At 69.2% G+C, this 13,144-nt stretch carries 12 protein-coding genes; 10 read left to right on the forward strand and 2 right to left on the reverse strand.

The window, feature by feature from the left end:
• Positions 1-19: 19 nt before the first annotated feature.
• The 9 genes from murG (at position 20) to ACGFH6_RS14790 (ending at position 8,539) form a co-directional block, all read left to right on the forward strand.
• On the forward strand, positions 20-1,108 hold the full coding sequence (gene murG, locus ACGFH6_RS14750) for an undecaprenyldiphospho-muramoylpentapeptide beta-N-acetylglucosaminyltransferase (RefSeq protein ID WP_393383847.1): 1,089 nt from the start codon (positions 20-22) through the stop codon (positions 1,106-1,108).
• Entirely contained in the window at positions 1,105-2,565 is a 1,461-nt protein-coding gene (murC, locus tag ACGFH6_RS14755) for a UDP-N-acetylmuramate--L-alanine ligase (protein ID WP_393383849.1), read from the forward strand. The genes murG and murC overlap by 4 nt, the downstream gene beginning before the upstream one ends.
• Before the next feature lie 18 nt (positions 2,566-2,583).
• Entirely contained in the window at positions 2,584-3,324 is a 741-nt protein-coding gene (locus tag ACGFH6_RS14760; RefSeq protein ID WP_393383851.1) for a cell division protein FtsQ/DivIB, read from the forward strand.
• 191 nt (positions 3,325-3,515) lie between these two features.
• Positions 3,516-5,078 (forward strand): cell division protein FtsZ, encoded by a 1,563-nt coding sequence (gene ftsZ, locus ACGFH6_RS14765; protein ID WP_393383853.1) that lies wholly within the window; start codon positions 3,516-3,518, stop codon positions 5,076-5,078.
• Positions 5,079-5,106: 28 nt separating this feature from the next.
• The gene (gene pgeF / locus ACGFH6_RS14770; protein WP_393383855.1) at positions 5,107-5,838 is read left to right on the forward strand and encodes a peptidoglycan editing factor PgeF; all 732 of its coding nucleotides are present in this window, start codon (positions 5,107-5,109) and stop codon (positions 5,836-5,838) included.
• The gene (locus ACGFH6_RS14775) at positions 5,835-6,548 is read left to right on the forward strand and encodes a YggS family pyridoxal phosphate-dependent enzyme (RefSeq protein WP_393383857.1); all 714 of its coding nucleotides are present in this window, start codon (positions 5,835-5,837) and stop codon (positions 6,546-6,548) included. Before pgeF ends, ACGFH6_RS14775 begins: the two co-directional genes overlap by 4 nt.
• 71 nt (positions 6,549-6,619) lie before the next feature.
• Complete coding sequence (locus ACGFH6_RS14780) at positions 6,620-7,186, forward strand: cell division protein SepF (RefSeq protein ID WP_131351425.1); 567 nt, start codon at positions 6,620-6,622, stop codon at positions 7,184-7,186.
• 38 nt (positions 7,187-7,224) lie between these two features.
• Positions 7,225-7,530: a YggT family protein gene (locus ACGFH6_RS14785; RefSeq protein ID WP_131351428.1), complete on the forward strand. Its 306-nt coding sequence runs from the start codon at positions 7,225-7,227 to the stop codon at positions 7,528-7,530.
• A gap of 247 nt (positions 7,531-7,777) precedes the next feature.
• Positions 7,778-8,539: a DivIVA domain-containing protein gene (locus ACGFH6_RS14790; protein WP_131351431.1), complete on the forward strand. Its 762-nt coding sequence runs from the start codon at positions 7,778-7,780 to the stop codon at positions 8,537-8,539.
• A gap of 95 nt (positions 8,540-8,634) precedes the next feature.
• Here ACGFH6_RS14790 and ACGFH6_RS14795 read toward each other — a convergent pair whose 3' ends face one another.
• Complete coding sequence (locus ACGFH6_RS14795; RefSeq protein ID WP_393383861.1) at positions 8,635-9,090, reverse strand: pyridoxamine 5'-phosphate oxidase family protein; 456 nt, start codon at positions 9,088-9,090, stop codon at positions 8,635-8,637.
• Between the two features lie 46 nt (positions 9,091-9,136).
• Here ACGFH6_RS14795 and ACGFH6_RS14800 point away from each other — a divergent pair, with 46 nt between their 5' ends.
• Positions 9,137-9,613 (forward strand): MarR family winged helix-turn-helix transcriptional regulator, encoded by a 477-nt coding sequence (locus tag ACGFH6_RS14800; RefSeq protein WP_393383863.1) that lies wholly within the window; start codon positions 9,137-9,139, stop codon positions 9,611-9,613.
• 304 nt (positions 9,614-9,917) lie between these two features.
• Here the strand turns inward: ACGFH6_RS14800 and ileS are convergent, their stop codons facing one another.
• Positions 9,918-13,070 (reverse strand): isoleucine--tRNA ligase, encoded by a 3,153-nt coding sequence (gene ileS, locus ACGFH6_RS14805; protein ID WP_393383864.1) that lies wholly within the window; start codon positions 13,068-13,070, stop codon positions 9,918-9,920.
• Between the last annotated feature and the right edge of the window lie 74 nt (positions 13,071-13,144).

Raw genomic sequence — 13,144 nt, forward strand, 5'->3', positions numbered from 1 at the left:
CGCGGGAGCGTTGAAAGCTGTGCCCAGCATCGTCCTGGCCGGTGGAGGATCCGCCGGCCACACCTCACCCCTGATCGCCACCGCCGACGCACTGCGCCGCATCGACCCGACGGTCGAGATCCTCGCCCTCGGCACCGAGCGTGGCCTGGAGACCCGCGTGATTCCCGAGGCCGGCTACCGGCTCGAGTTGATCCCGCCGGTGCCGCTGCCGCGCAAGCCCACGCCCGCCCTGCTCGCCGTCCCCGGGAAGATGCTCGCCTCGGTCGGCGCGGCCCGCAGGGTGCTGGACGAGGCGAAGGCCGACGTCCTGGTCGGCTTCGGCGGCTACGTCTCGACACCCGCGTACGTCGCGGCCTGGCGGCGGAAGACGCCGATCGTCGTCCACGAGGGCAACGCGGTGCCGGGGATCGCGAACAAGTTCGCCGCCCGCTACTGCACGCACCACGTGAAGACGTCCTTCCCCGGCTCCGACCTGCCGCACGCGGAGTACGTCGGCCTGCCCATCCGGCGAGCGATCTCCACACTGGACCGGGCCGCGCTGCGCGCCGAGGCTCGTCAGTTCTTCGGATTGGACCCGGACGCGCCGACGCTGTTCGTGACCGGTGGCTCGCAGGGCGCGCAGCAGATCAACCAGGCCGTCTCCGGCGCCGCCGCGGACCTGCAGGCCGCCGGGATCCAGGTGCTGCACGCGATCGGCCCGAAGAACACCCTCGAGGTCCCGCAGACCGGCCCCTACCCGTACGTCGTGCTGAACTACGTCGACCGGATGGACCTCGCGTACGCCGCGGCCGACCTGGTCGTCTGCCGCTCGGGTGCGAACACGGTCACCGAGGTGTCCGGTGTCGGCCTGCCCGCGATCTACGTTCCGCTGCCGATCGGTAACGGTGAGCAGCGATCGAACGCGAAGCCCGTGGTGGACGTGGGTGGAGGTGTGCTGATCGACAACGCGGAGATGACGACGGACTGGGTCCGGGCCAACGTGCCGCAACTTCTGCACGACCGCGAGCGTCTGACAGCCATGTCCACAGCAGCGACCGGCGTGATCCGTACAGATGCCGACGAGCGATTGGCGCGGATCATCCTGGATGTGGTGGGGTCTGCTTCGTGATCGTCACCGCTCCTGACACGACGCTGCCCGCGGAGAAGCTGGGCAGGGTGCACTTCGTCGGTATCGGCGGCGCCGGTATGTCCGGGATCGCCCGGATCATGGCGTCCCGGGGCATCGAGGTGTCCGGCTCCGACGCGAAGGACAGCAAGGTGCTGGCCGCGCTGCGCGCGCTCGGCGCCACCTGCTGGGTCGGCCACGCCGCCGAACACGTCGCGGCCGCGGACACCGTGGTGGTGTCGACCGCGATCCGCGAGACCAACCCCGAGGTGGTCGCGGCGCGGGCCGCCGGGATCCCGATCCTGCCGCGGGCCGCCGCGCTCGCCTCGGTCATGGTCGGCCGCCGGACGCTGGCGGTCGCCGGCACGCACGGCAAGACGACCACGACCTCGATGTTGACCGTCGCGCTGCAGCACTGCGGGGCCGATCCGTCGTACGCGATCGGCGGCAACCTGAACGAGTCGGGCTCGAACGCCCACGACGGCAGCGGTGACCTGTTCGTCGCCGAGGCGGACGAGTCGGACAAATCGTTCCTGACGTACACGCCCGAGGTGTCGATCGTCACGTCGGTCGAGCCGGACCACCTGGACAACTACGGTGACGAGGCCAGCTACCGGAAGGCCTTCGAGGAGTTCTGCGGTCGCGTACTGGCCGGCGGCTTCATGGTGATCTGCCACGACGACGCTGGCGCGCGCCGGCTGGCGGCGTACGCGCAGGAGCAGGGGATCGACGTCCGCACGTACGGCGAGTCGGAGGACGCGGACCTGCGCGTCACCGAGATCACGGCCACTGGGGCGACGCAGTCGTTCGTGCCGGTGTACCGCGGCCGCAAGCTGCCGATGGTGCAGTTGCAGCAGGCGGGCAAGCACAACGCGCTGAACGCGTCGGCGGCGCTGACGGTCGGGCTGGGCCTCGGGTTCTCCGCGGCCGACCTCGCCGAGGGGCTGGCGTCGTTCACCGGCACCGGGCGGCGGTTCGAGTTCAAAGGTCTCGAGGACGGCGTGCGGGTGTTCGACTCGTACGCTCACCACCCGACCGAGCTGGCCGTCGACCTGACAGCGGCCCGGCAGGTCGCGGGGGAGGGCCGCGTGGTCGCGTGCTTCCAGCCGCACCTGTTCAGCCGGACCAGGATCTTCGCCACCGAGTTCTCGGAGGCGCTCGCGCTGGCCGACGAGGTCGTCGTGATGGACGTGTTCGCCGCCCGTGAGGACCCCGAGCCCGGTGTCACCGGTGCCCTGATCGCGAACCACGTGCCGTTGAAGCCGGACCAGGTCCGCTTCGAGCCGTCCTGGTCCGCCGTACCTCAGCTGGTCGCCGACCTGGCGCAGCCCGGCGACCTGGTGGTGACGCTGGGCGCCGGCGACGTGACCCTGATCGGGCCGGAAGTCGTTGGCCTGCTGGCCGAACGCGCCGCCGCCCGCGAGTCTGCCGCGGAAGCCCTTGCTCCTGTGGTGGAGTAAAAGGGTGGGGATTGTTGAATGAGCCAGAGCGCTGATCTGGCTCGGGCACAGCAGCGGTTCGCGCGCCGGCAACGGCTCGTGCGGTGGCGGAGTTGGCTGCCGTGGGCCATCGGCGGCGCACTGGTCGTCGTGGCCGGTGTGATCGTCTGGTTGTTCTACTACTCGTCCGCCTTCGCAGTCGACGGCGTCCGGGTGAGCGGTGCGGACACGGTGCCGGTGGCAACGATCCGGAATGTTGCCGAGGCGCCGGTCGGGACACCACTGGCGAAGGTCGACCTACGCTCGATCGCCGACCGGGTCCGGACCATTCCGGCGGTGGCGGACGCGCAGGTGACCCGCGCCTGGCCGAACAAGGTCGTGATCGTCGTCACGGAACGGGTCCCGGTGGTGGTCGTCACCGACGGGTCGCGGTTCGAGCTGGTCGACGCGACCGGTACGACGTTCAAGACCGTGCCGAACCGGCCGGCCGGGCTGCCGGAAGCCAAGGTGACAGGGTCCCGGCGGGACGTGACGGTGCACTCGGTGGTGACGGTTTCGGCCGCACTCCCGGACACGTTGCGCACCCAGGTCGGGTCGATCTCGGCAGCGTCGCCGGACTCGATCACCCTCAACCTCTCGTCCGGGGTGAAGGTGGTCTGGGGCAGCTCCGATGACAGCGAGCGCAAGGCGGACGTACTCAGCGTGCTGATGAAGCGCAAGGCGAAGGTGTACGACGTCTCGGCGCCCGATCTCCCTGTCACCAAAGGGGAAAAGCGGTGACCGATCACATCACGGCAGTGTGCGGCGAGGCGCGTGGACATTGCCCGAAGCCGTCCCGTAGCGTGCGGCGTAATCTAAAGTTGACATAAGTCTAAGCATCCACTTGAGGTTCAGTCTTTTCGCTGGAACTTTTCGCTGGAACAGGGGCCAACCGGCCACAACGGGAACAGAACGAGGCGAGAGGCGCGGACGTGGCGGCACCGCAGAACTACCTGGCACTCATCAAGGTCGTCGGCATCGGCGGAGGCGGCGTGAACGCCGTCAACCGGATGATCGAGCACGGTCTGAAGGGCGTTGAGTTCATCGCCATCAACACCGACGCGCAGGCGTTGCTGATGAGCGACGCGGACGTCAAGCTCGACATCGGCCGGGAGGAGACCCGGGGCCTCGGCGCCGGCGCGAACCCGGCCATCGGGCAGAAGGCCGCCGAGGACCACGCGGAGGAGATCGAGGAGGCGCTCAAGGGCGCCGACATGGTCTTCGTCACCGCGGGCGAGGGCGGCGGCACCGGCACCGGTGGCGCGCCGGTGGTGTCCCGGATTGCGCGCTCACTCGGTGCGCTGACGATCGGTGTGGTGACCCGGCCGTTCTCGTTCGAGGGAAAGCGCCGTGCGACCCAGGCGGAGGACGGTATCGCCGCCCTCCGCGAAGAGGTCGACACGCTGATCGTGATCCCGAACGACCGGCTGCTGACGATCTCCGACCGCGCCGTGTCCGTGCTGGACGCGTTCAAGCAGGCCGACCAGGTGCTGCTGCAGGGTGTTTCCGGCATCACCGACCTGATCACCACGCCCGGTCTGATCAACGTGGACTTCGCCGACGTCAAGGCGGTCATGTCCAACGCCGGATCCGCGTTGATGGGCATCGGCTCGTCCCGCGGCGAGGACCGCGCGGTCGCGGCGGCCGAGGCGGCCATCTCCTCTCCGTTGCTTGAGGCAAGTATCGAGGGTGCGCACGGCGTGCTGCTGTCGATCGCCGGCGGTTCCGACCTGGGCCTGTTCGAGATCAACGAGGCTGCCCAACTGGTCTCGGAGTCCGCGCACTCGGACGCGAACATCATCTTCGGTGCGGTCATCGACGACGCGCTCGGCGACGAGGTGCGGGTCACCGTGATCGCGGCCGGGTTCGACGGTGGGATGCCGAAGCGCCGTGAGCAGGCGATGAACTCGGCCCGCCCGCAGACCACCCGTCCGGCCACCGAGACGTACTCGGCCCCGATGTCCGGGACGACGAACCCGCCGGCACAGAGCGGTCAGCAGTCCGGTCAGCCCGCGACCGGACAGCCGGGTCAGCCGCCGGCAGGTCAGCCTGGCGCCGGCCAGTCCGCATCCGGTCAGCCGGCCGCGGGTCAGGGCACGGCCGGGCAGGCCGGGTCCGGGCAGGGCACCGCGGGGCAGAACGCCGCTCCGGCTCAGCCCGCCCCGGGCACCCCGGCCGGCCAGGCCACGACTCCGCCGCCTCCCACCGACGACACCGTCCCGGTGCCGGCCCCGACCGAGGGCCGTCCGGGAGCGGGCACGACCAACTCGGCCCGTCCCCAGGCCGGCGACCCGGTCCGTACCGTGCCGTCGCAGCCCGCGCCGCACACGCCGGCCACTCCGACCTCCCCGCACTCGTGGCCGACCAACGGTCCGAGCAACTCGCCGGCCGGCGGTTCGTCGTCCGGTTCCACCTCCTCGCAGCCCGCGCCGGCGCGCCCGGTACGTAAGCCGGAGCCGGAAGAGGACCTCGACATCCCGGACTTCCTGAAGTAAGGAGCGTCCGGGCCGGTAGCCTTTGTTCGTGTTCAGCTACGACGAGGTTCACTCCGCTGCCCGCTTCGCCGTCACCGACCGCTTCGGCGGTGTGAGCACAGCGCCGTACGGCGAACTGAACCTCGGCGGGTCGGGTGAGGATCCGGAGCGGATCGCGGAGAACTTCCGCCGCATCGCGGCGGCCTTCGGTGTCGAGCCGGAGGCTGTGGTCCGGGTCAGCCAGGTCCACGGGCGCGACGTTCACGTGGTCCGGCCCGGGGATCAGCTCCCGGCCGACCCGACACCCACCGCGGACGCGATCGTCACGACCAGGTCCGACGTGGTGCTGGCTGTCCGTGCTGCCGACTGTCTCCCGGTCCTGCTGGCCGATTCCGAGCAACGCGTGATCGGTGCCGCCCACTCCGGACGCCCGGGGATGTACGTCGGCGTCGTACCGGCGACGGTCGAGGCGATGCGTGACCTCGGCGCCCGGAACATCACCGCCGTACTCGGGCCGCATGCGTGTGGGAAGTGTTACGAGGTGCCCGCGGAGATGCGGGCCGAGATCGCGGAGCGGGTGCCGGCGTCGTACTCCGAGACCAGCTGGGGTACGCCGGCCATCGACGTGGCCGCTGGAGTGAAGTCGCAGCTGGACGAACTCGGGGTCGAGGTCATCGACGCGACCGCCTGCACGATCGAGTCGGAGAACCTGTACTCGTACCGGCGTGAAGGCAAGGTCAGCGGACGCCTGGCCGGTCTGGTCAAGCTGGCTGCGGAATGAGCACACGCGCCGACGAACTGCGGAGCAATCTGCAGCAGGTCCGGGAACGGATCGAGAAGGCCTGTCAGGCCGCCGGGAGGTCTCCGGACGAGGTCACCCTTGTCGCGATCACCAAAACCTTCCCAATCAGCGACGTACGGGCGCTGGCGGCCCTCGGGGTCCGGGATGTGGGGGAGAACCGCGAGCAGGAGCTCAAGGCGAAGGCGCCGGACTGCCCGGACCTGAGCTGGCACTTCGTCGGGCAACTGCAGTCGAAGAAGGCCCGCTCGGTGGCCCGGAACGCGTCGATCGTGCACTCCGTGGACCGATCGTCGCTCGTGGCTGCGCTGTCGAAGGCCGCTGTCGCCGAGGGCAAGACCCTTCGCTGCCTGCTCCAGGTGAGCCTGGCGTCGTACGGATCGAGTGAGGCAGCGACCGGCGCCGAGCGGGGTGGCGTCGAGCCGGACGCCGTACCGGAACTGGCCGCGGAGGTCGCGGCCGCGGACCGGCTGGAGCTCGGTGGCGTGATGGCAGTGGCTCCGCTGGGATCGGACCCGGACGAAGCCTTCGCCGGGCTGCAAGAAGTAGCTTCCCGGCTACGCTCCGAACACCCCGGCGCGGACTGGATCTCGGCCGGGATGACGGGTGATCTGGACGCCGCGATCAGGCGCGGCGCGACACACGTCCGGCTCGGGCGCGCCTTACTCGGTACGCGTCCTCCACTCGGTTAGTGTCGACATCGAGCAGGTTTTGCTTCCTGCTCACCGTTGTCGTCGAACCGGGATCGAGGGGCTGGAGGGCCATGAGCGGCGCACTGCGCAAGATGGGTGTGTACCTCGGCTTGGTCGAGGACGGGGAGCGCTACAACGCTCGTTACGACGACGAGTACGACGACTACGAAGAGTACGACGACGAAGCCGTCGACGGGGAGTCCCACGAGCCCGAGCCGGTGCCCGCCGGCCGGGAGAGCCGCGAGGCCCGTGAGTCCCGCACCGAGTCGCAATCTCACTCGGGCCGCGAGGAGCAGGGCGCAACGGTGAGCAAGTTTCCAGATCGACGTGGTGTCGCACCGTCCCCGGAGGTTACCGAGTTGGCCCGCATCACCACCGTGCACCCGCGCAGCTACAACGAGGCGCGAGTCATCGGTGAGCACTTCCGCGACGGCACGCCCGTCATCATGAACCTGACCGAGATGGACCACGCGGACGCCAAGCGGCTGGTGGATTTCGCCGCCGGGCTGATCTTCTGCTGCCGTGGTTCGATCGAGCGGATCACCACCAAGGTGTTCCTGGTCTGCCCGCCGAACGTGACAGTGGCCGCCGAGGAGAAGGAGAAGATCGCCGCGGACGGGTTCTACAACCAGAGCTGACCCGAACCCTTCGCCGGTCTTCTACACTCATTGACGACATGGTTGCTCTAGCGCTCGTCCTCAGTGTTCTGTACTGGGTGCTGCTCGCCTTCTTCCTCGTGCTGGTGGCGCGGTTCGTACTCAGTCTGATCGTCATGTTCGCGCCGCAGTGGCACCCGAAAGGCCCACTGCTGTTGTTCTTCGAACTGATCTACTCGGTCACCGATCCGTTCCTGCGACCGCTCCGGCGGATCCTGCCCCCGATCGGGGCCGGCGGGATCCGGATCGACCTGTCCATGCTGATGCTGTTCGTGATCGTCTCCGTGGCGATGTCGATCAACTCGACCGCGCTCGGATCGCTGTGACCCAGCGGATCGGGACGGACAGGGAACCGGCGGAGGTTCTGCCGGGTCGGAGGGTGAGGACACCGGGGACTGGGTAGGTAGAGTCTCGACGAAACGGCTGAGTTGTCGAGCCGCTCCGCGGGGGCAGTGGAGCGTTATCGCCCGCCCGGATTCCGTCAGAACACAACGAAGCGATAACGTGATCTACTGAGTCGCCGAGGTGAAGGCCACGGGGACTCCGCCAAGACACAGACAAACGAGGTGAAAGATGCCGCTGACGCCGGATGACGTCCGCTCGAAGCAATTCACGCCCGTCCGACTACGGGAGGGCTACGACGTCACAGAGGTCGACTCCTTCCTCGACGAGGTGGAGGCCGAGCTCGAGCGACTTCTCGCCGAGAACGAGGAACTGCGGGCCAAGCTCGCGGCGGCTCAGCGCGCGGGCGCGGGACAGGAGCGGCCGGTCGTGGACCAGACCGCTGCGCTGCCGCCTGTCGTGCAGCAGCCCAAGCCCCCGGTCGTCGTCGAGAAGCCGGAGGAGAAGCCACCCGTGGTGCCCGCTGTAGCGGCCGCGGGGGCTGCTGCGGCAGCAGGCACTGTCGGGGACGCGTCCAGCTCCGCCGTGCGGCTGCTGGAAATGGCGACCAAGCACTCCGACGACCTGGTCCAGGAGGCGAAGGACACCGCCGACAAGATCATCGGCGAGGCCCGCGCCAAGGCCGAGCGGCTGGAGAACGAGGCGCGTGGCAAGGCCGACCGGATGACCGGCGAGGCCCGTGCCCGCGCCGAGAAGCTGGACGGCGAGATCGCCGAGCGCCGGGCCCAGATGCTCGGCACGCTGGAGAAGCAGAAGGGTCAGCTCGAGCGCACGATCGACGACCTGCACGCCTACGAGCGCGAGTACCGCAGCCGGCTGAAGACGTACTTCACCGAGCAGCTCAAGGCGCTCGGGAACGGCGACGACACGCTCAGCCCGCGCAACGGCTTCCGCCCGGAGGCCCGCGCCCAGGCTCACGGTCACGGCGTCTAAAGAAACCTCGAGAAGAGGCGGTGCTTTCCGGCGGCACCGCCTCTTCGGCATGTCTGGCCACTTCTGACACACCGTCCCGTTGCGGTGACAGGGTGTCAGGGCCAGGCGAGCGGATCCTTCCGGCCACTGAGCGTCTCGACGTCGGTGAGCCGCAGCCGGTACGGCGTCAGCCGTAGCAGCGAGGGCGATTCCCCGGCCGGGCCGTCGGGGAACACACTCCAGAAGTCGTAGCCGAGCGGTGCCGGCTCGCCCCGGTACAGCTCCCAGACTCGTTGCCGGGTCGCGACATCGGCGACCCACTCCGCGTGGCAGTCCGCGACAGCCACTTGATGACCGGGCTCCCAGTAGCTGCAACTCAAGTACGGGCTGTAGGCAAGGTGTCGCACCTTCACCGGCGTCGCCCGCGTGACGATCCACCCGGTCAGCTCATCCGCCAGTTCCCACAGCGGATGGAGGATGCGGGTCCGCGGCCGGTGATCCGGGCCGACGGTCGCGACGGTGCACCACACGATCCGGTGCGCCCGATCCAGAAACTCCTTTTGCACAACCATGGTTGTAGGGTAGCCGATACACAACCACGGTTGTATAGTTCGCGGCATGGAATTCGATCCGGCCGGTGCGGACCTCTCACTCGCCTCGCTGTTCGCCGGCTGGGCGCTGGCCGACGAGCTGCAGCGCCGCCTGGTGGCGGACGGTTTCGAGGACACCCGGTTCGCCGACGGGGTGATCTTCCAGCATCTGGTCAGCGGCCCCGTGACGATCAGCACACTGGCCGAGCGTCTCGGCGTCACCCAGCAGGCGGCCTCGAAGTCGGTGGTGGACCTCGAGAAGCGCGGCTACCTGACTCGCGAGCCGGATCCCGCCGACGCTCGCGTGCGAAACGTCGTACTGACCCAGCGGGGACAGTCCGTGATCGCCGCGGCCAGGCGTCATCGAGCAGCCCTGGATGCAGAACTCCGCCGAGCCCTCGGCAACGAGCGCATCGACGCAGCCCGGTTGTTGCTCCTCGACACCATCAACCACCTCGGGGCCACCCCATCCCTCCGAGCCCGCGCCGTCCGCCCACCCCGCTGACCCACCCGCGTGCCCGCCCGTCGTTCGCCCCGTCTGGTGGGTTGACCTACGAGATCGTGGGTTGGCCAGCCGCCTGCCGATGGCCAACCCGCTATCCGGTGGGTCGACGCACTCGCCCGCGTGGCTGCCCGCCCACTCGCCTGCGTGCCCGCCCGCCCCGCTCTGGTGGGCTGACCCACGAGATCGTGGGTTGGCCAGCCGCCTGCCGATGGCCAACCCGCCGTCCGGTGGGTCAACCCACCAGACGGGCATGGACGGACGGGCTGGCGGGCGAGCACGCGGGCGGGGTTGAGGTGGGATGGGGTCAGGCCTTGGCCAGCCAGTAGGTCAGGTGCAGTTCCTCTTCGGTGCCGGTGGCAACGTCCGCCGACTCGGTCGGGGCCGAGTGCGCCAGCTCGACCGCCAGCACCTCGCGGGCGATCTCGTCGCTGTGCTTGCCGAGGGCATCGGTCAGGTCGGTGTCGGTCGAGGTGAGCCAGACCTTGATCCGGTCCGAGACCTCGAGGCCGGCGTTCTTCCGGGCTTCCTGCAGGGTCCGGATCACCTCGCGGGCCAGACCGGCCTGCCTGAGCTCCGGCGTGACCTCGAGGTCGAGGGCAACGGTCTCGCCCTGCTCGTTCACCACTGACCAGCCTTCGCGCGGCCGCTCCGACAGCAGCACCTCGGACTCGCCGACCTCGACGTTCTCGCCGTCCACCACGACCGTCGCCGTACCCGACTCCTTCAGCGCGGCGGCGAGGGCGGCGGCATCGGCCGCGGCGATCGCGGCGGCGACCACCGGGGTCTGCTTGGCGAACCGCTTGCCGAGCTCGCGGAAGTTGCCCTTCGCGGAGAACTCGACCAGGTCCGCGCCGGCCGAGGAGAGCGGTTCCACCGAACCGACGTTGAGCTCGTCGGCGATCTCCCGCAGCAAACGCGGCGACAGGTCGGCGATCGCGGCCGATCCGACCAGTGCCCGGGACAACGGCTGGCGCGTCCGCACCTTCGCTTCGGCCCGCGCCGAGCGGCCGAGCTCGACCACGCGCCGCGCCATCGACACGTGCTGCGCGAGTGCATCGTCGATGAGGCTCTCGTCGTACGCCGGGAACGTCGTCAGGTGCACCGACTCCGCCAGACCGGGCGTGACCGGGCGGAACACGTCCTGCCAGACCCACTCGGTGACGAATGGCGTCAGGGGCGCCATCACCCGGGTCAGCGTCTCGAGCGTCTCGTGCAGCGTCGCCAGCGCGCCGCGGTCACCGGCCCAGAACCGGCGGCGCGAACGCCGGACGTACCAGTTCGAGAGCACGTCGACGAAGCCGCCGATCGCGGTGCCCAGCTTCTGCGTGTCGTAGACGGCGTACGCCTCGTCGGCGTCGCGAACCAGGCGGTGCGTCTCGCCGACCAGCCAGCGGTCCAGCACCGATCGCTCGGCGACCGGCGGCGCGTCCGTCGGCGACCAGTCGGCCAGCCGCGCGTACAGGGCGTGGAAGGCGACCGTGTTCCAGTAGGTGAGCAGCACCTTCCGGACGATCTCGTTCAGCACGTTCGGCCCGATGCCGCGGGCCTTCCACGGCGACCCGGACGCGGCCATGAACCAGCGCACCGCGTCCGCGCCATGGTCGTCCATCAGCGGGATCGGCTCGAGGATGTTGCCCAGGTGCTTGGACATCTTCCGGCCGTCCTCGGCCATGATCAGGCCGAGGCAGACGACATCGCGGTACGGCGACTCGTCGAAGACCAGCGTGCCGATCGCCATCAACGTGTAGAACCAGCCGCGGGTCTGGTCGATCGCCTCGGAGATGAAGTCGGCCGGGTAGGTCTGCTCGAACTTCTCCTTCGAGCCCTCGACCCACGGGTAGCCCCACTGCGCGAACGGCATCGAGCCCGAGTCGTACCAGGCGTCGATCACCTCGGGCACCCGGCGGGACTCCTCGCCGCAGGTCGGGCAGGCGAAGGTGATGTCGTCGACGTACGGCCGGTGCGGGTCGGTCTCGCTCACGTCGCGGCCGGCCAGCTCACTGAGCTCGGCCAGCGATCCGACGCAGACCTGGTGGTCGTCCGCGCACCGCCAGATCGGCAGCGGCGTACCCCAGTAGCGGGACCGGGAGACGGCCCAGTCGATGTTGTTGCGCAGCCAGTCGCCGTACCGGCCCCACTTGACCGAGTCCGGGTACCAGTTGGTCTTCTCGTTCTCCCGGAGCAGCGCGTCCTTCACCTGGGTGGTGCGGATGTACCAGGAGGGGAGGGCGTAGTAGATGACGGGCGTGTGGCAGCGCCAGCAGTGCGGGTACGGGTGCTCGTACGGCACGTGCTTGTAGAGCAGGCCGCGGTCCTGGAGGTCCTTGACCAGGATCTCGTCGGCCTTCTTGAAGAACTGCCCGCCGACCAGCGGCACGTCGGCGGCGAAGTGGCCGTTGCTGTCGACCGGGTTCACGACCGGCAGGTCGTACGCGCGGCTGACCGCGAGGTCGTCGGCGCCGAACGCGGGGGACTGGTGCACCAGACCGGTGCCGTCCTCAGTGGTGACGTACTCGGCGAGTACGACGTAGTGCGCCGGCTCGGGGAACTCGACCAGCTCGAACGGTCGCTGGTAGGTCCACCGCTCCAGCTCACGACCGCCGTACCGACCGGTCACCGTCCAGCCCTCACCGAGCCGGTCCAGCAGCGGCTCCGCCACGACGAGCGACTCGGTGCCGTCGGTCGCGACGACGTACTCGACGTCGGGATGAACCGCGACAGCGGTGTTTGAAACGAGTGTCCAAGGTGTCGTCGTCCAGACCAGCAACGACGCCTGGCCGGCCACGGGCCCGGAGGTGAGCGGGAAGCGGACGTAGACCGAGGGGTCGACCACCGTCTCGTAGCCCTGGGCCAACTCGTGGTCGGACAGACCAGTGCCACAGCGCGGGCAGTACGGCGTGATGCGGTAGTCCTCGACCAGCAGGCCCTTGTCGTGGATCTGCTTCAGCGACCACCAGACCGACTGCACGTACGGCGCGTCCATGGTCCAGTACGGGTGCTCCATGTCCACCCAGTAGCCCATCCGCCGCGTCATGTCCTCGAACGCTTCGACGTGCCGCAGGACCGACTCACGGCACTTGGCGTTGAACGCCGCGATGCCGTATGCCTCGATGTCGTTCTTGCCGGTGAAACCGAGTTCCTTCTCCACCGCGACCTCGACCGGCAGGCCGTGGCAGTCCCAGCCGGCCTTGCGCTCGACCCAGAAGCCCTTCATGGTCCGGTAGCGCGGGAACACGTCCTTGAAGACGCGGGCCTCGATGTGATGGGTGCCGGGCATGCCGTTCGCCGTCGGCGGGCCTTCGAAGAACGTCCAGGGCTGTCCGCCGGTGGACTGCTCGAGGCTCTTGGCGAAGGGATCGTGCTCCTCCCACCGGGTGAGCACCTCGCGCTCGAGCGCGGGGAAGTCAACTTGCGCCGGGACCTGCCGCCACGGGGTCCCCGGGGTGTCTGCCGCCATCTTTCCGTCGTCCTTCGTCGCCAGTGACCTGCTGACGAGGGACGAAGTACCAGGCTTTGGTCGCCGGATACCGC

This window comes from Kribbella sp. NPDC049227, assembly GCF_043197265.1.
Classification (GTDB): Bacteria; Actinomycetota; Actinomycetes; order Propionibacteriales; family Kribbellaceae; genus Kribbella.